The sequence below is a fragment of the Chengkuizengella sediminis genome (genome assembly GCF_010078385.1).
GTDB lineage: Bacteria > Bacillota > Bacilli > Paenibacillales > KCTC-33759 > Chengkuizengella > Chengkuizengella sediminis.
Genome location: NZ_SIJC01000017.1, coordinates 23,840 through 40,464 on the forward strand (window position 1 = coordinate 23,840; position 16,625 = coordinate 40,464).

Consider the following 16,625-nt stretch of genomic DNA (forward strand, 5'->3'; position numbering starts at 1 on the left):
TTACACCACCTATATAGAGATAAGTGTCTCTAGTATATTAGGTATCTACTAGAAAGTTTGTCAAAATGAGGTAGTAGTTTCAAAAAAAAAACCGACAAAAAAGACCTGATTTCATATCAGACCCCTGTATAGTTGCAAATTAATCCATCATAAACGTCATTTTATTAAATATTCGTGTCGATAAATATAAAAAAAACACAAATCCGAAGTAAATATATACCAAAAAAAATAAAAAAAAGTGCTTGATCAGCACTTTTCAATTTATATTATTAAGAGCGTTTAGCTCCTTTTCTTCCACGTCTGTCATTTTTCTTTTGATTTAAAGAAGACATGCGTTCTTCACTGTCTTTTAAAAACTTTACCATTTGATCTTCAAAGGAAAGGTTTAACTTTTTGGGTTTAGATCGAGCACCTCTCTGCTGCGGGCCCCTTTGTGCACCTCTCTGTGGTTGTGAGGGTTTATCTACAGCCTTACGAATAGATAGTCCAATTTTACCATCCTTCACTTCAATCACTTTCACAGTTACAACATCATCTACTTTTAGATGATCACTCACACTTTTCACGAAATTATCTGCAATTTCTGAAATGTGTACTAGTCCAGTGACTCCCTCAGATAATTCCACAAAAGCTCCAAAATTTGTTATACCAGTAACTTTACCTTGTAACTTGGTGCCTACTTCAATTGACATAAAATAAATTGTTCCTCCCTTAAAAATATAAGAAAACCACCTGTTGGTGACCTTTCGGCGAAATCGTTGAGACCTTTGTAAACTTCTTATTTGTAAATACTTTCAGTAGTATTATAGTATTCAGAGTATTTCTAGTCAATAACTCATTATTTCATTTGGCTCACTTAGTTAGTATCAAGAGCGTTTCACCTTCTTGTGTCATTTGTAGATCTTTTCTAACTCTTTGTTCAATGTATTCAGGATCTTGTAAACGTGTGATTTCATTATTATATTGATCATTTAATTTTTGTGTTTCTGTTAATTCCTCTTCAAGAAGGATAAGTTGTTCGTTCTTTTCATCCAATACCTGAACTTGATTCCATATTGTCATTGTCGCCCAGCTAATAAAAGAAATTAAAATAACCATCAATAACTTGAAACGTCTTCTAAATCCTTTATTTGGTGTTATCTCCTGAGCTTGACGTCCATTCATCTGGAATCCTCCTGATCCATCCTTTTTATCGTCGTGTAAATCTTTTTATAATAGGTTGTAACCATTTTAGTATATTTACTTTAAACGGTTTTAGCAACCATTTTAAAAGCCTCCAAATTGGATACAATAATTGTAACATAAATTTGCAAAGGAAAATAGAGATAGCCGTAATAATACCGAACAAAATAAGTATACACCTATATATCATCTTAAGAGGAAAAATGATGAAAGCGTAAAATAATTTTTTGACAAAACGAATCAGTGCTTTTATCCATCCAATCAATAATATTATTATTTTTATCGTTAATGGACTAAAATAAACATAGTGAAAGATGATTCCGAGCGTTAATCCAAGAAAAACGTAAAAACGCACTTCTCCAGAATTACTTAAATACAACATTCGGAAAACAAACAAAGTAGATAATATCCAGTAAATAATATCTAACGACGAAATGATCCATCGACGAAAATGAAATTGAGACGCTACAACGCGGTATATATCATATATAACTCCTAACAACATACCGCTTATTATCATCGTCAACAGAGAGATAAACTGAGAAGAAAGACTCACTTGAATAACTTGCTAATAAAGCCTTTAGGTTTTGAGCTTGTAGCGTCTAAATATGCGGTAGTATTCACTCTTCCTTCTATGGCAACTAAACCCTGCTCTAGGTTTAAGTTTTTAATATGCAAATCCTCTCCTGTAACCGTTAAAAAACCATACTCTGTATCCAACAAAAACTCCTGACTATCAAAACTCTCTACGTTTTTCACCCCAGAAATTTCAAGAAGTTTTCTATTTAACATTTTTATTTCTTGTCTTGTTTGTCCCGTATGCTCCTTCATAGCATGTACCCCCCTTCTACCATTACCATATGGGACAAAATTAAATTTTAGAACAAAGAAAAAAAGAGACTAATTAAACAATCAGTCTCTTTTTCTTAAAATATACCATCTTTAGGTTTGTTCATTTCTTCTTTTAATACAGTGTACATTTCATTTGCTTCATCTTTTCGAGATGTTTCCGAAATTTTATGAATGCGAACTGTCACTGTTTTTTGTCCAAAATGAATAGTTAGCTCATCATTCTCTCTTATCGAACTGCTAGCTTTAGCAACTTTCCCATTGATCCAAACTCTTCCCTGGTCAGTAACCTCTTTAGCTACCGTTCGACGTTTTATAAGTCGGGAAACTTTAAGGAACTTGTCTAACCGCATTATTTAACGGCTTCTTTAAGTTTGTTACCCGCCTTAAATGCTGGTACTACAGTCTCAGGAATTGTAATTTCCTTACCAGTCTGAGGATTACGTCCAACACGACCTGCACGTTTACGAGTTTCAAACGTACCAAATCCAATAAGTTGTACTTTATCTCCAGCTGTTAATGCACTTGTTACTTCTCCAAGAAATCCGTTAAGTACTGTTTCAACATCTTTTTTTGATAATCCACTTTTTTCTGAAATATTACTAACTAAATCAGCTTTGTTCATTTTAAGAAACCTCCTAATATTATACGCCTATATCATTTTTTGAAAAATAATCTTTCCCGGTTTAACTAATTCTTTATTTTTAAGGAAAATCCTGCTGAAAAGTAAATTTTTTTTTAAATATACTACTATTGGACTATTTTTTTAATCCTTTTGATTTTGCTTCCTGCCAAATTTCTTCCATTACTAGTATACTAGTCTTGTCAATTTTTTCTCCTCTTAAACGTAATTCCTTCTCAATATAGGAAAATCTATAAAAAAACTTTTGATTTGCCAAACTAATCGCCTCATCAGGATCAATTTTTAAAAAACGAGATAAGTTGATTAAAGAAAATAAAACATCACCCAGCTCCTCCTTTTTTCGATCTTCATCATTAGAAGTTTGAATCTCGTCTGTTAGCTCTCTCATCTCTTCAGCTACTTTTTCAAATACCTGGTCAATCGTCTCCCAATCAAATCCAACTTTCGCCGCTCTTTTTTGATACTCCAACGCTTTCATCAAACTAGGCAAACCACTGGGTACACCTGATAAAAGGGATAAATTTTCAACATCTAATCCTTTTTTCTTCTTCTCCTCTTTTTTCATCTGATCCCAATTTTGTAAAGCTTCTTCTGAATTGCTGGCTGATGTATTTCCAAAAACATGAGGGTGTCTGCGTATCAACTTCTCAATTAATCCTGAAACTACATCATCAATTGTAAAACTCCCTAACTCATCTTCCATTTGTGCATGCAGCATCACCTGCATTAAGAGATCGCCAAGTTCCTCACACATGGCTTCAGGATCTTGGTCATCAATCGCTTCAATTACCTCATAGGTTTCCTCTATTAAATTTTTCCTTATGCTTTGATGTGTTTGTTCCCGATCCCAAGGGCATCCTTCAGGACTCCTTAATATATTTACAATTTCTCGCAGTCTGTCAAAGCTTTGATTGAGCAACTTTTCATCAGAACTGGGCGGGACCCAAACAAGGGATAGATTACCATACGTTTGATCGTGATCTAATTCATACAAAGGAATTTTACAAATCTCTTCTTGCCCTTCAACACCTAATGCATGACCAACTACTACTTCATAATCGTCTGGGTAAATCTCCATTAATGTTAATTTCACATCTGAAGCCACAAAAGAATCATAAATTTGTGCAATGATGGTATGTAACTGTGGTTGCAGCATCGAAGATTTCATATCGGTAGCATCCAACAACTGAAATCCATCGATCGGATCGAAACCAAACCTTAAAAAAGATTGGTCAAGAAAACTCTCTCCACCTAAAATATGTAACTCTATTTCAAGTTCCTCACATTGCTTTTTTAATAACTGAACGGTAGATTCTGCAAGCATGGGATGTCCTGGAACAGCATATACAGCATCTTTTTCCTTAGCTAAAACAGCCTGTGTAAGTTCCCTAACAATAGCATCATACACTTCAGGGAAAGAGTTAAATGATTCATATAGGTGATCAAAAGAATGGAAGCCAATCTTATTTTCTTCTAAAAATTGCACAACCGGATGTTGTTTTGTTCTTAAATAAAGTTGTTCAGATTGTTGAATTTTTCTCCAAATTCCTAAGCTAAGTTGATTTTCATCTCCTGATCCTAAGCCAACAATGGTGATAGATAAGGGCATTGGTTTCACTTCCTAAATTTAATTTTAGCGAGCCATGGTCTGATTTTGTTACCTAAACTTGGCATATGGTTCAAATCATCCTCACTTATTGTAAGTGTAATAAAAAGACTGATTATATAAATCAACGCGCCAATACTCACAGAAACTAATGAGATTACTGTAGCATTCAAACGGTGTCCTAACTCATCTATGACGTGAGAAAAAACAAACTGGAACCCGTAGTTAATAAGGTATATAGATGCACCCATTAATACAATAGAAAGGGCTGGTTTCATCAAATAATTCGAACATTTCAATGAAAACTCCGTTTTTCTTCTTAATGTTATCAAATTTAAAATACTTGCAACAAGAAAAGCAAGTACTGTAGATAATGCTGCTCCTTCAATTCCCCAGACTGAAACAAATAAAACGTTTAACAAAACCTTTACAACCGCTGCTATCAAAAGATTAATGGCAGGAATCACTGGAGACCCTAACCCTTGTAAAATACTTGTAGAAATAATATTTAACACACTAAAAACAATCGTAAAGGATAAGATGGAAGCACTTAACGTACCCAACTCATTTTCAAAAAGCATAGTGGAAATAGGTTTAATACAAAAAAACAATCCAAATGATGCAGCAATTCCAATTAGCCAAGTAAAACGAATCGATAATTCAGTATATATTTTAATTGTATCTAACTGACCTTTTAGCTTGAATTGTGCCATGAGAGGTACAAGTGCAACGGATATAGAACTGAAAATCATGGAAACCAGTTGTATTAATGTTAATCCACGTGCATAAATGCCAAATTGCTCTATTGCCCGTGATTCGTCTAAACCATGGAATACTCTTATCAATCTTGGTAGTGTAAAGGAATCAACAATACCCAAAATAGGCACGACAATAGCACCTAAACAGACTGGTATTGCATAACCAATGAGTTTTTTACTAATGTTCAAAATGGAATTGGAATTGGATTTAAATTTAGCACTACTTATTTGAAGATTATTTTTTTCTATTGTCCATATCACGATCATAACCATTAACCCAGCCAAAGCACCTACTGCTGAACCAAAAGTTGCCCCTGCCGCAATCCAATCATTAGTATAGCCACGAGAGGTAAAAAAAAATAATAAAACAATCATAGTGACAACACGTATTGTTTGTTCAGTAATTAAAGATATAGCTGTTGGAAGCATGTTTTGTTTACCTTGAAAATAACCTCTTATTGCTGACATTACGGGTACAAATAATAAGGCTATCGAAATACTTTGAATGGCTTTTACGGTATGCATATTATCAATTGCTTTTGCAATGACAGGTGCGCCAAAAAACAGAAGCGAAAAAAAGAGTAATCCAGACAGAAATAAAATGATACTGGATACTTTTAAAATTTGTACTGCTTCTACTTCATCTTTTCTTTCCAGACTTTCAGAGACAAATTTTGAAATAGCAACTGGAAATCCTGCTGTTGCTAGAAAAATGATCAAAGTATATATAGGAAATACTGCACTATAAATGCCAAATGCCTCATCTCCACCTATATTTTGCATTGGAATTTTTTGAAGTGTGCCTAGTAGCTTGGATATAATAGCCGCTGCACCTAATATGGTCACACCTCTAAGTAAAGTGGATCGTGACATTTCTTTCTCCTAACTATAAATATCCTTAATTAAAAGGACACTTTTAAACATCAATCTCATCATAAACATCCTATATTATATAGGAAAAAAGAAAAAGCTTCCAACTTATAATATAAGCGGAAGCTTTCACTAATTCAATGACATCTTAATGTTCAATTTGTTTTCCTAAAAATCCAGCTGCCGTTTCAACCATTTTGACTTCCATATCACTCATTTTTGAATCGTCTTCTTTACTTGCTAAAATGACTGTTCCAATTGGATCGCCGCCTGTAACAATGGGAGAAATGACGATGGAGGTAAAGTTTTCACGCATATCCTTACATACTTCGTATTCTCCGGATGTATCATGAAAAATAGTTTTACGCTGTTCCATGCTTTCTTCAAGTAAGGAACCAATCCGTTTTTCCAAATAGTCTTTCTTTGCCCCACCTGCGACTGAGATGATCGTATCGCGATCAGAAATGATTGCAATATGATTTGTACTTTCAAAAAGAGATTCAGCGTATTCCCGTGCAAAATCACCCAATTCGCCTATAGGTGAGTATTTCTTCAATATAACCTCACCATCTCGATCAACAAAAATCTCTAATGGATCCCCTTCTCTAATTCTTAAAGTACGACGAATTTCCTTTGGTATCACAACTCTGCCTAGATCATCTATGCGACGTACAATTCCAGTTGCTTTCATGTTCATGATGCCTCACTTTCACGGAAGATTTTATTTAAACTGGATATCTTTTGTGTTGGGTTTACGTCCATAGTATTCATCTACTCCCAAATTCTTATACACAAAATGTTAACAAATAATGATCATTTTTGGATCAATCACATAATTCTTCTTATGAAATAAATAGAAAAGGAAGACCTTTTAGGTCTTCCTTATATGAACTCACTTTTAACTTATCCTAAGGAATACTTACCCCGGTAATTAGATCTGAAACCTCTTTTGAACTATAATCTTGAAGTTTCTGTTGTACTAAACTTGCAAGAATTCCTTCTTTCACTTCGTCAAAAGATAATTCCGTGCGATCTTCTACTCTTATAATATGATAACCATAAACGGTTTTTACAGGCTCCCCAATCTCACCAATGGGCTGTTCAGCAGCTGCAAGTTTAAACTCTTCCACCCAATTATTGATATTTGCATTTTCATACTTACCACCATTATCTTTAGAACCTTCATCCTCTGAGTACTCTTTAGCTAATGCTCCAAAATCTTCTCCAGCATCCAATTTTGCATTAATCTCATCCACAATTTTTAGAGCTTCCTCTTCTGTTCGAGTTTCTTCTCCTGTGTTAGGGTCATTCGTTTTAACTAAAATATGGCTTACTGTAGCTTGAGCAACTAACTCTGCAGGACTTTCAGCTAAAACACGATCATATTCAGCTTTTACTTCTTCCTCAGAAATATCTTTGCTTAATACTTCCTGTGAAATGTTAGAGAGCTCAATAAATTTTCTGAAATCCTCCTCTTCTATGCCTATATCTGTTAATCCAGTACTCCATGAACCTTCTCCATTTGCAGCTTCATATTGTGTTATGAATTCCTCTAAATTTGTTTGTGATATTGCTTGTTGTTCTTTTATCGTTTCTTCATCTGCCTCTGCTTCCAATAATTCAAAAGCAATAAGCTGCTGAATTAAATTGTTATTAAACCCCGGTGTTGACTGAAGTTGATCAAAATATTCAGGTGAATATAATAATTTCATTACACCTGTAAAAGCATTATATTCCTCTAAGGTTATTTCTCCACCTTCATATTCTGCTACATTATTTGTATCTTTTGTTGGATCAAACGTTTCTACTTGGTCTGTACCTTCATCATCTACATTAGTATCACTTTCTTCACCTTCTTGTCCACATGCACTAATGATTAACATTAGTGATAATGCCAACATTAATCCTGTTATCCATTTTAATTTACCTTGCTGCATTTTGTAGTTCCTCCTTGTCTTTAAACACTTCTTTATATTTTACCAAAAACTGTTCCATCAAATCTAGAATTTGATCAGATTCAAGTCCTTTTCCTTTTACAACGATTTGTATTTTTTGCCCTGGAATAAGCTTAATTTTGCCCTGATATTGAGAGCTTAATTTAAGCAGTTTTTGTCCATCAATTTTACCATTTTGTGAATCATCCATATGCATCACAATATCATCGTTCTTTCTAGTGATAGAAGCAATGGAGTACATTAAACCATACGCTTTCAGTTTTGCTACTGCCAGTAAATTAGAAACCGCATCGGGAAGATCACCAAAACGATCTACAAGCTCATCATACAGATCAGTTACTTCGTCTATCTCACGCATTGACGCTACTTTCTTGTAGATTTCGATTTTTTGCATACTATCATAAATATACTCTGGTGGAATATAGGCATCAATTCCAATATCAATTTGTGTAATCATTTCCTGCACAGGTTCAATCACATCACCGTGCAACGCAGCTTTTTTCTTAGCTATTTCATCCGCTAACATTTGCGAATACAAATCAAATCCAACAGAAGCGATAAATCCATGCTGTTCTGCACCTAATAAATTTCCTGCTCCACGAATAGAAAGATCTCTCATTGCAATTTTAAATCCTGAGCCGAGTTCTGTAAATTCCTTAATTGCCTGTAATCTTTTTTCAGCCACTTCATTCAAAACCTTATCTCTTTGATAGGTCAAATAAGCATAAGCCACTCTATTGGAACGTCCAACTCTCCCTCTTAATTGATAGAGTTGTGATAACCCCATCTTATCTGCATCATGGACAATCAAGGTATTTACATTTGGAATATCTACACCCGTTTCTATAATGGAAGTGCTCACCAACACATCATATTCGCCATCTAGAAAATCAAGGATCGTTTTTTCCAATTCTTGCTCTGACATTTTGCCATGACTAACCGTAACTCTAGCGTCTGGAACAAGAGCAGATATTTGTTCTGCCATTTGAGAAATACCTTGCACACGATTAAATAAATAATATACTTGTCCATTTCTCGCTAATTCTCTTTCAATGGCTTCTCTGACAAGCGTATGACTATGTTCAACAACATAAGTCTGTACTGGAAATCTATTCTCAGGTGGTGTTTCAATAACTGATAAATCCCTAACACCTAACATAGACATGTGTAAAGTTCTTGGAATTGGTGTGGCAGTTAAGGTTAACACGTCTACATTCGTTTTTAATCGTTTCAATTTTTCTTTATGTGATACGCCAAATCGCTGTTCCTCATCTACGATAAGAAGACCCAAATCTTTAAATACAATATCTGCAGATAATAAACGATGTGTTCCAATGACAACATCTACTGTTGCATTTTTTATGCCTTTCATCGTTTCCTTCTGCTCTTTTCTGCTTCGGAAACGGCTCAATACATCAATTTTAATCGGATATCCAGCAAAACGCTCTTGAAAAGTTTCAAAATGCTGATGTGCTAAAATGGTTGTAGGAACTAAAATAGCAACTTGTTTTCCTTCCATCGCAGCTTTAAACGCTGCACGAATCGCCACTTCAGTTTTACCATATCCAACATCACCACACAACAATCGATCCATAGGTTGTCTTTTTTCCATATCCGCTTTTATTTCTCGTATGGAATTTAACTGATCTGGGGTTTCCTCATATGGAAACATACTTTCAAAATCTGCCTGATATGTAGTATCTTTGTTAAAACTATAACCATTAGATTCTTGCCTAGCTGCGTACAATTTAATGAGATCATCTGCTATATCTTTAACAGAAGTACGAGCTTTATTTTTTGCTTTTGCCCATTCTGTACCCCCGAGTTTGTATAACTTCGGTTCTTTATCCTCAGAGCTCACATATTTTTGTACAAGATCAAGTTGATCAATCGGGATGGAAAGTTTATCATCATTTGCATACATAATATGAATATAATCTTTATGAATTCCGTTAATTTCAAGTGTCCCAATACCTACGTATTTTCCAATCCCATGATTCACGTGAACAACAAAGTCACCTAGTTTTAAATCTAAGTAACTTTTAATTTTTTCTGCATTTTCAACCCTTTTATTCGTTTTTCTAATTTTTCGATGTTTTTTATTAAACATTTCCTCTTCTGTAATAACTGCAAGATGTGCGGAAGGAAATTCAAATCCACTTGTTAGATTATGGTTCGTAATACTAGGTTCTTCAATATGATAATCCCCTAATACTCGTCTAACCTTTTCAATTCTTTCTTCACCATTTGCTAGAATCACTACCTCTGTCCCTGCTTTTTTCCAACGTTCAATTTCTGATTTTAAAACATTCATTTGACCGTGAAAATTCTGCATAGGACGGCAGGTGAAATTAACGATATTCTGCGGATGAGCATGAGGAATCTGTCTTAAAAACAAAGAAAAATAAACCATTGGGAACGGCTTTGATTTCATGATGGTATTATATTCTTCTGCAAGAGAAAAAGCAGGGATAGTCCTCCCATGTTCTAGTAGAGTTGTAATGGATTCTGCTTCATCTTTCTCGATTTGTTTCACAGTTTCAAGCAATCGTAAAGGCTCATCAACCACGATGAGTGAGTTATCTGGCATATAATCCAATAAAGTTTTTCGTTCTGGATAAATGAACGTACTATATTTGTAAATATCTTTAAAATAAGATTCATTCTTTAAAGAGTCTATTTCATTAGTAATCGATGAAGCTAATTTTTCCTTTAATTGCGAATCATTTGTTTTGTTTAAATATTCATCTAGTACACTTTTTGCATGTTTAGCAGCATTCTGAAATCGGTGCTCATCTGCAATTAACTCCTCACAAGGAGTGATCACAATAGAGGATACTTTTTCTATGGATCTCTGATCAGATATATCAAATGACCTTATAGAATCGATTTCTTCATCAAATAATTCAATGCGAAAAGGAGTAGAGGCAACCATGGGATAAAAATCAATAATACCTCCACGAATACTCATGTCCCCTTTAGCTTCAACTCGCTCTACTCTTTCGTAACCTAGTAAAGTCATTTGTTTTTTAAATACGTCGAGATTCAATTCTTCTCCCACTTCTAATTGAATATGGGCATCCTTCATTGCTTCAGGCGTTGGAAGAAATTTTCTTATTCCAGCATAAGGTGAAATAAGAATCCCTCTAAAACCAAGCGAACATTTTGATAATACTTCAAGTCTTTGTGCAATCATTTCCGGACTTGCAACAGCAGACTCTGTTAAAGTCAACTCATTTGCAGGATATAAAAGAAGTTCAGAATCCGAAAAGCACTCTTTAAGATCTTCGTATATTTTCTGTGCTTGAAATAGATTATGTGTCACTATCATCATAGGTTTATTCATTTCTGAATATAATGCGGCTAACACCATTTGTCTTGAAGAACCAACCAAACCTGATACAAGCTGCTCTTTCATATTAGAGTGTATTCCATTAATGATAGACTGTACGTTGGTATCTTTAGTAAATGATTGAATAATTCTTTTCAAATTCTACCCCCCTCACACTAAAAGAAGCCTCAGCTAAAACCTGCTAAGACTATAAAACCAGTTTAGTCAATGTCCATATTATCCATAAAAAGTGACTCTATTGCAATGGGTTGGATATCAATGATAGCTCTGGATTTTTATCTATTGCTTCTTTACAATAATCACACACTACTTTAACGGTGATATCACCATGTTGATTGTATGAAACCATATCATTTCTTTCTTCAGGAGTTAACAAATGAAATCCTAAACGCATCTCATTTAATTCCCCGTCTGAGATCTCACCTATTTTAGTTTGACAGTGACGACAAATATATTTTACTGACATAAATCATAATGCCTCCCGACATGTGAATTATTATCAGTATGTTCAATTCTTTATGTTTTTAGCCAATTTCAGTTAATTAAACTTTGCCATCGTTTTTTCAAATGGCTCTTCGAGAGCATGAGTTAATGCATCACAAGATTTTGAAATCATTTCATCCAAAGTCTCCAATTCATTTTTATTAAAGTTAGACAGGACATAGTCAGGAATATGATACCCTTTAGGAGGACGTGAGATACCTACTCTTATTCGATTAAAAGATTGAGTGCCTGTATGTTCAATAATGGATTTAATCCCGTTATTTCCACCAGCGCTGCCTTTATATCTTAATCTCATTTTCCCAAATTCTGTATCTAAATCATCATATACAACAATCATATCTTCTAGTTCTACTTGATAATAATCCATGTAAGCTCTTACCGCTTCGCCTGAAAGGTTCATGTAAGTCATTGGTTTGATTAACACTACCTTTTGACCTTTTATATTTCCCTCCCCAATTAAAGATTTACATTTATTCTTTGAAATCTTAATCTTATTTAATTCAGCAAATCGGTCGATGATCATAAACCCAAGATTGTGTTTTGTGCTTTCATATAATTTACCAGGATTACCTAATCCTACGATCCATTTCACGCTTTTATACCTCATTTTAATTGTTAGTTTTATTTTTAATACGATTCTTTAACTTGCTTGCGTATCCTTTTTTTGTCGTTTGCTTTACTCTTGCTATAGCAACACTATCTTCATCAACGTCCTCTGTTAATGTGGAACCAGCAACAACATAACTGCCTTTTCCTACTTTAATAGGTGCAATTAGGTTAGCATTGCTACCTACAAATGCTTCATCCTCGATTTCAGTTACGTGTTTGCGAAAGCCATCATAATTTACGGTCACTACACCGCATCCAATATTCACATTTTTCCCAACTTTTGCATCACCAACGTAACTTAAATGAGAAATCTTACTATGATGGTCAATGGTTGCATTTTTAATTTCTACAAAATCGCCGATTTTTACATGTTCACCAATCTTAGAACCTGGCCTTAAATAGGCAAATGGCCCTACAGTAGTATGGTTTTCAATAGAAGATTCAATTACTACAGATTGTTTAATTGTAACATATTCGCCAATTTTTGTGTTCTGTATTTCAGAGTTCGGACCTATGAGACAAGAGGAGCCAATATGGCTATTCGCTGTTATTCTTGTTCCTGGCAATAATGTCGTATCCATTCCAATTGTGACCTCTGCTTCAACATAGGTATTCGCAGGATCAATAACTGTAACTCCATTTCTCATATGTTGTTGAAGAATACGATCCCTCATAATTTTTTCGGCTTGTGCTAACTGAACACGATCATTAATCCCAAAAGATTCATTTGAATCTTGTAAAACGTAACCTTCAATCTTTTCGTTCTGTTGTTTTAATATGCCAATAATATCTGTTAGATAATACTCTCCTTGGCTATTATAATTTGTTACTTGATTCAAGGCTTGGAACAGTTTTTTATTGTTTACACAATACGTGCCAGTATTGATTTCTTTAATTTCATTTTCCTCTGGTGAACAATCTTTTTGCTCAACAATATGTGTAACTTGCTGATTGTCCCCTCTTATTATTCTGCCATAACCATGAGGATGATCCAATTCTGCAGTTAATATAGTGGCTGCTGCGTTTGTATCTTTATGAAACTCTATAAATTTAGATAGTGATCCCGCTGTAATTAATGGACCATCTCCATTAATAAGGAGCGTGACCCCTTCCTCGTTCTCCAATATAGATTTTGCCTGCAATACAGCATGACCAGTCCCTAATTGTTTCTCTTGAATGGCATATTCCACTTGATTACCTAAATAGGATTGAACTGATTCCCCTCCATGTCCAATGACAGTTACAATTCTATTAGAGTTTATTTCCTTTAATACATCTATCACGTGCCCTACCATAGGTTTTCCACATACAGGGTGTAATAATTTATGTAAATTTGACTTCATTCTTGTGCCTTTGCCAGCTGCCAATACAATAGATAAAAGTTTCAAATCTAAAACCCTTCCTTTATTTTGCATTTATATACTATAAGTATTAAATAATTTTAATTTTTATTATCCTATGTATTTACCGAATATGAAAATAAGATAAATTTTAATTTGACTTATTATAAATGTTCTTCACTTACATCATAACATATTTAAAAGTGAAGCCATATGTTGATTAAAATGAAAAGAGAGCATTCAGCTCTCTTTTCACAGTGTTCTTATGCTCCCTCTTCAATAACTCCATCTTCTTCTGAAGAAGCATTCTCATATTCTTCTAATACTGCTAACTGAATCTTCTCACGAGTTGGTGAAGATATTGGATGAGCAATATCTCTAAACTCTCCATCTGGGGTTCTTTTGCTTGGCATCGCTACAAACATCCCATTATTCCCCTCGATAACACGAATATCATGAACAACAAATTCGTTATCAATAGTGATCGATGCAATCGCCTTCATTCTTCCTTCGGAATTAACTCGGCGGAGTCTTACATCAGTAATTTGCACTTGTGTTCACCACCTTTTATTAAAAAGACTTGGTTAATACTTCCACAAATTTATGATAATTCCTTCTTTTTTTCTAAAAATTTTAAAGTTTTTGTGTCAAAAACTTAAATCTCATATAAAAAATGTAAATTATATGAAATTAATAGCTTTAAATTCCTATATTTTCAAATACGTTATACATAAACTATTAATTCTATCTCCACCAATACATCTTTCGGAAGTCTAGCTACTTCTACAGCTGAACGAGCGGGTTTATGATTGCCAAAATAAGATGCATAAATTTCATTCACATCTACGAAAAAATCCATGTCTTTTAAAAATACCGTCGCTTTTACAACGTTTTGCAATGATGCCCCTGCTTCCTGTAAAACGGCTTCTAAATTTTTAAATACTTGATGTGTCTGCTCTTTAATACCACCTTCAACAATGTTTCCATTCACATCAAGAGGTATTTGGCCAGAAGTATAAATGAAACGATCCACTTTCACAGCTTGAGAATAAGGTCCGATCGCCTTTGGTGCAGAATCGGTATGTACAAATTGTATTGTCATAGTATCTCATGATCTCCTTTATTCATTTTCAAAATAATTACCTGGGCAAACAGAGATTTTTTTCGATTTTAATTCCACTCCTGTTATTTTAGCAAGTGAAACATAGTCTGTAATTAAATGCTCTTCTAAACCCTCCTCCCTTGACTCTACAAAAACACCAACACCAACAACTTTGGCATTAAATTCTTCCAATAAATCCTTCATCCCTTGAACGGTTCCGCCAGCTTTCATAAAATCATCAATAATTAGTACTTTTGATTGTTCATTCAAAGCCCTTCTGGAAAGAGTCATCATTCTTATTTTTTTATTGGATCCAGAAACGTAATTAATGCTTACAGCAGAACCTTCCGTCACTTTATTGTCTCTTCTTACAATTACAACTGGTATATTTAAATAGGAAGCAACTGCATAAGCCAAGGGAATCCCTTTTGTTTCAACGGTCATGATCACATCAATTTCTAAATTTGAAAAAATAGAAGCAAACATCTTTCCTATTTCATTTATGTATACAGGTTGTCCTAATATATCAGATATATATAAATATCCTCCTGGCAAAATTCGTCCTGGTTCTTCAAGAAGTTTACAAATCTTCTTTATCATTTCAAGTGATAAGTCTTTAGGAATTTTAGGGATGTATTTCACTCCCCCAGCAGCTCCAGCTAATGTATGAAGATTACCCAAACCTTCAGATTCAAACACTTCTTTGATAATTGCAAGATCCTCGCTTACCGACGATTTGGCAGCGTTATATCTCTCTGCAAAGGTGGTTAACGGAATGAGTGAATGTGGGTGGATTAATAAATATTGGGTCATTTCAACCAATCTCGCACTTCTTTTTAACTTCTTCATAACATCCCTTCCTGTATAAACCGAATATTAATTTTAAATATATCATTATTATACGTGTTTTTACTAAAATAATAAACCTATGTTAATATTCTGACCACAAATACGTTGTTGCAAAAACCTCGTAAGCCATTATATATTTTATTCACTTTTGATTGTTTAGAAACAAGACCAAATACAGTAGGACCGCTACCGGACATCAAAACTCCTTCCGCACCCAAACGAAGCATGACTTCTTTTAATTGATTAATCTGAGGATACATAGGTATGGTGACTTCTTCTAGGACGTTGCCAAGAGAAAGGCAAATGTGCTGAAAATTTTTGTTTTCAATTGCATTTTTTAAGATTTCCGTTGATGGATGTTTATTAATTTTATTTACATTTAATCTTCCGTATACATCAGATGTAGATACATTAATAGGAGGTTTGGCAAGTATAACCCAACATTGAGGAGGAGATGATATTTTCTCTAATATTTCTCCTCTTCCCCTTGCTATTGCCGTACCGCCTTCTATACAAAAAGGGACATCTGAACCTAGTTCCTCTGCTAATTCTTTTAAATCACTTGTTGGAATATTTAACTCCCATAACCTATTTAACCCTCTTAACGTGGCAGCAGCATCACTACTCCCACCAGCTAAACCTGCGGAAACAGGTATTTTTTTATCTAAATGGATATAAACACCCTTTTTCACATCGTACTTTTCTTTTATTAAACGCGCAGCTTGAAACGCTAAATTTTTCTCATCTAGAGGAATGTAACCCGCTTGACTGGTAATGATAATGGTGTCTCTTGATAACTCCGACATTTCCAATCGGTCTGCAAGGTCTACCATAGTCATAATCATCTCAACTTCATGATAGCCATCCTCTCTTTTTCTTAGAACATCTAATGATAAATTAATTTTAGCCGGGGCTTTTTCATATATTTTCATTAAAACACCTTCTTCAATTACAATAAAGTGAATCTTTAAAATCTCTCATCCATTGGATTTATTTATATTACTCT

18 protein-coding genes are annotated in these 16,625 nt (G+C 34.2%); all 18 read right to left on the reverse strand.

The window, feature by feature from the left end:
- Nucleotides 1–269: 269 nt before the first annotated feature.
- A complete protein-coding gene (locus EPK97_RS20145; protein WP_162038428.1) occupies nucleotides 270–692 on the reverse strand; it encodes a S1 domain-containing RNA-binding protein in 423 nt (140 codons plus the stop codon).
- A gap of 160 nt (nucleotides 693–852) precedes the next feature.
- On the reverse strand, nucleotides 853–1,164 hold the full coding sequence (locus EPK97_RS20150; protein ID WP_162038429.1) for an FtsB family cell division protein: 312 nt from the start codon (nucleotides 1,162–1,164) through the stop codon (nucleotides 853–855).
- Between the two features lie 25 nt (nucleotides 1,165–1,189).
- A complete protein-coding gene (gene yabQ, locus EPK97_RS22670; RefSeq protein WP_162038430.1) occupies nucleotides 1,190–1,738 on the reverse strand; it encodes a spore cortex biosynthesis protein YabQ in 549 nt (182 codons plus the stop codon).
- Complete coding sequence (yabP, locus tag EPK97_RS20160) at nucleotides 1,735–2,013, reverse strand: sporulation protein YabP (RefSeq protein ID WP_162038431.1); 279 nt, start codon at nucleotides 2,011–2,013, stop codon at nucleotides 1,735–1,737. The genes yabQ and yabP overlap by 4 nt, the downstream gene beginning before the upstream one ends.
- Nucleotides 2,014–2,108: 95 nt before the next feature.
- Nucleotides 2,109–2,384 (reverse strand): RNA-binding S4 domain-containing protein, encoded by a 276-nt coding sequence (locus EPK97_RS20165; RefSeq protein ID WP_162038432.1) that lies wholly within the window; start codon nucleotides 2,382–2,384, stop codon nucleotides 2,109–2,111.
- Nucleotides 2,384–2,656 (reverse strand): HU family DNA-binding protein, encoded by a 273-nt coding sequence (locus EPK97_RS20170; RefSeq protein WP_160647626.1) that lies wholly within the window; start codon nucleotides 2,654–2,656, stop codon nucleotides 2,384–2,386. The genes EPK97_RS20165 and EPK97_RS20170 overlap by 1 nt, the downstream gene beginning before the upstream one ends.
- 133 nt (nucleotides 2,657–2,789) lie before the next feature.
- A complete protein-coding gene (gene yabN / locus EPK97_RS20175; protein WP_162038433.1) occupies nucleotides 2,790–4,283 on the reverse strand; it encodes a bifunctional methyltransferase/pyrophosphohydrolase YabN in 1,494 nt (497 codons plus the stop codon).
- 5 nt (nucleotides 4,284–4,288) lie between these two features.
- Nucleotides 4,289–5,911: a putative polysaccharide biosynthesis protein gene (locus EPK97_RS20180; protein WP_162038434.1), complete on the reverse strand. Its 1,623-nt coding sequence runs from the start codon at nucleotides 5,909–5,911 to the stop codon at nucleotides 4,289–4,291.
- Nucleotides 5,912–6,056: 145 nt separating this feature from the next.
- Nucleotides 6,057–6,599, reverse strand: a complete 543-nt coding sequence (gene spoVT / locus EPK97_RS20185) for a stage V sporulation protein T (RefSeq protein ID WP_162038459.1) — start codon at nucleotides 6,597–6,599, stop codon at nucleotides 6,057–6,059.
- 217 nt (nucleotides 6,600–6,816) lie between these two features.
- On the reverse strand, nucleotides 6,817–7,845 hold the full coding sequence (locus tag EPK97_RS20190; RefSeq protein ID WP_162038435.1) for a peptidylprolyl isomerase: 1,029 nt from the start codon (nucleotides 7,843–7,845) through the stop codon (nucleotides 6,817–6,819).
- Complete coding sequence (mfd, locus tag EPK97_RS20195) at nucleotides 7,832–11,353, reverse strand: transcription-repair coupling factor (RefSeq protein ID WP_162038436.1); 3,522 nt, start codon at nucleotides 11,351–11,353, stop codon at nucleotides 7,832–7,834. The genes EPK97_RS20190 and mfd overlap by 14 nt, the downstream gene beginning before the upstream one ends.
- A 97-nt stretch (nucleotides 11,354–11,450) precedes the next feature.
- Nucleotides 11,451–11,681, reverse strand: coding sequence for an anti-sigma-F factor Fin (locus EPK97_RS20200; RefSeq protein WP_162038437.1), 231 nt, complete (start codon nucleotides 11,679–11,681; stop codon nucleotides 11,451–11,453).
- 72 nt (nucleotides 11,682–11,753) lie between these two features.
- A complete protein-coding gene (gene pth, locus EPK97_RS20205; protein ID WP_162038438.1) occupies nucleotides 11,754–12,311 on the reverse strand; it encodes an aminoacyl-tRNA hydrolase in 558 nt (185 codons plus the stop codon).
- A 16-nt stretch (nucleotides 12,312–12,327) separates the two neighbouring features.
- Nucleotides 12,328–13,716: a bifunctional UDP-N-acetylglucosamine diphosphorylase/glucosamine-1-phosphate N-acetyltransferase GlmU gene (glmU, locus tag EPK97_RS20210; protein WP_276609518.1), complete on the reverse strand. Its 1,389-nt coding sequence runs from the start codon at nucleotides 13,714–13,716 to the stop codon at nucleotides 12,328–12,330.
- A gap of 215 nt (nucleotides 13,717–13,931) precedes the next feature.
- On the reverse strand, nucleotides 13,932–14,219 hold the full coding sequence (gene spoVG, locus EPK97_RS20215) for a septation regulator SpoVG (protein ID WP_162038440.1): 288 nt from the start codon (nucleotides 14,217–14,219) through the stop codon (nucleotides 13,932–13,934).
- Between the two features lie 173 nt (nucleotides 14,220–14,392).
- Nucleotides 14,393–14,770 carry a RidA family protein gene (locus EPK97_RS20220; protein WP_162038441.1) on the reverse strand — a complete coding sequence of 126 codons (378 nt, stop codon included), beginning with the start codon at nucleotides 14,768–14,770 and terminating at the stop codon, nucleotides 14,393–14,395.
- 18 nt (nucleotides 14,771–14,788) lie between these two features.
- Complete coding sequence (gene purR, locus EPK97_RS20225) at nucleotides 14,789–15,619, reverse strand: pur operon repressor (RefSeq protein ID WP_162038442.1); 831 nt, start codon at nucleotides 15,617–15,619, stop codon at nucleotides 14,789–14,791.
- Nucleotides 15,620–15,696: 77 nt separating this feature from the next.
- Entirely contained in the window at nucleotides 15,697–16,551 is an 855-nt protein-coding gene (ispE, locus tag EPK97_RS20230) for a 4-(cytidine 5'-diphospho)-2-C-methyl-D-erythritol kinase (protein ID WP_162038443.1), read from the reverse strand.
- Nucleotides 16,552–16,625 lie beyond the last annotated feature (74 nt).

What these genes read in the sequence shown, in the direction of transcription:
- EPK97_RS20200 (WP_162038437.1), bottom strand. Translation starts at nt 11,681, where the DNA reads ATGTCAGTAAAATATATTTGTCGTCACTGTCAAACTAAAATAGGTGAG.
- EPK97_RS20190 (WP_162038435.1), bottom strand. Translation starts at nt 7,845, where the DNA reads ATGCAGCAAGGTAAATTAAAATGGATAACAGGATTAATGTTGGCATTA.
- yabP (WP_162038431.1), bottom strand. Translation starts at nt 2,013, where the DNA reads ATGAAGGAGCATACGGGACAAACAAGACAAGAAATAAAAATGTTAAAT.
- EPK97_RS20170 (WP_160647626.1), bottom strand. Translation starts at nt 2,656, where the DNA reads ATGAACAAAGCTGATTTAGTTAGTAATATTTCAGAAAAAAGTGGATTA.
- EPK97_RS20150 (WP_162038429.1), bottom strand. Translation starts at nt 1,164, where the DNA reads ATGAATGGACGTCAAGCTCAGGAGATAACACCAAATAAAGGATTTAGA.
- ispE (WP_162038443.1), bottom strand. Translation starts at nt 16,551, where the DNA reads ATGAAAATATATGAAAAAGCCCCGGCTAAAATTAATTTATCATTAGAT.
- purR (WP_162038442.1), bottom strand. Translation starts at nt 15,619, where the DNA reads ATGAAGAAGTTAAAAAGAAGTGCGAGATTGGTTGAAATGACCCAATAT.
- EPK97_RS20220 (WP_162038441.1), bottom strand. Translation starts at nt 14,770, where the DNA reads ATGACAATACAATTTGTACATACCGATTCTGCACCAAAGGCGATCGGA.
- yabN (WP_162038433.1), bottom strand. Translation starts at nt 4,283, where the DNA reads ATGCCCTTATCTATCACCATTGTTGGCTTAGGATCAGGAGATGAAAAT.
- spoVT (WP_162038459.1), bottom strand. Translation starts at nt 6,599, where the DNA reads ATGAAAGCAACTGGAATTGTACGTCGCATAGATGATCTAGGCAGAGTT.
- EPK97_RS20165 (WP_162038432.1), bottom strand. Translation starts at nt 2,384, where the DNA reads ATGCGGTTAGACAAGTTCCTTAAAGTTTCCCGACTTATAAAACGTCGA.
- EPK97_RS20145 (WP_162038428.1), bottom strand. Translation starts at nt 692, where the DNA reads ATGTCAATTGAAGTAGGCACCAAGTTACAAGGTAAAGTTACTGGTATA.
- EPK97_RS20180 (WP_162038434.1), bottom strand. Translation starts at nt 5,911, where the DNA reads ATGTCACGATCCACTTTACTTAGAGGTGTGACCATATTAGGTGCAGCG.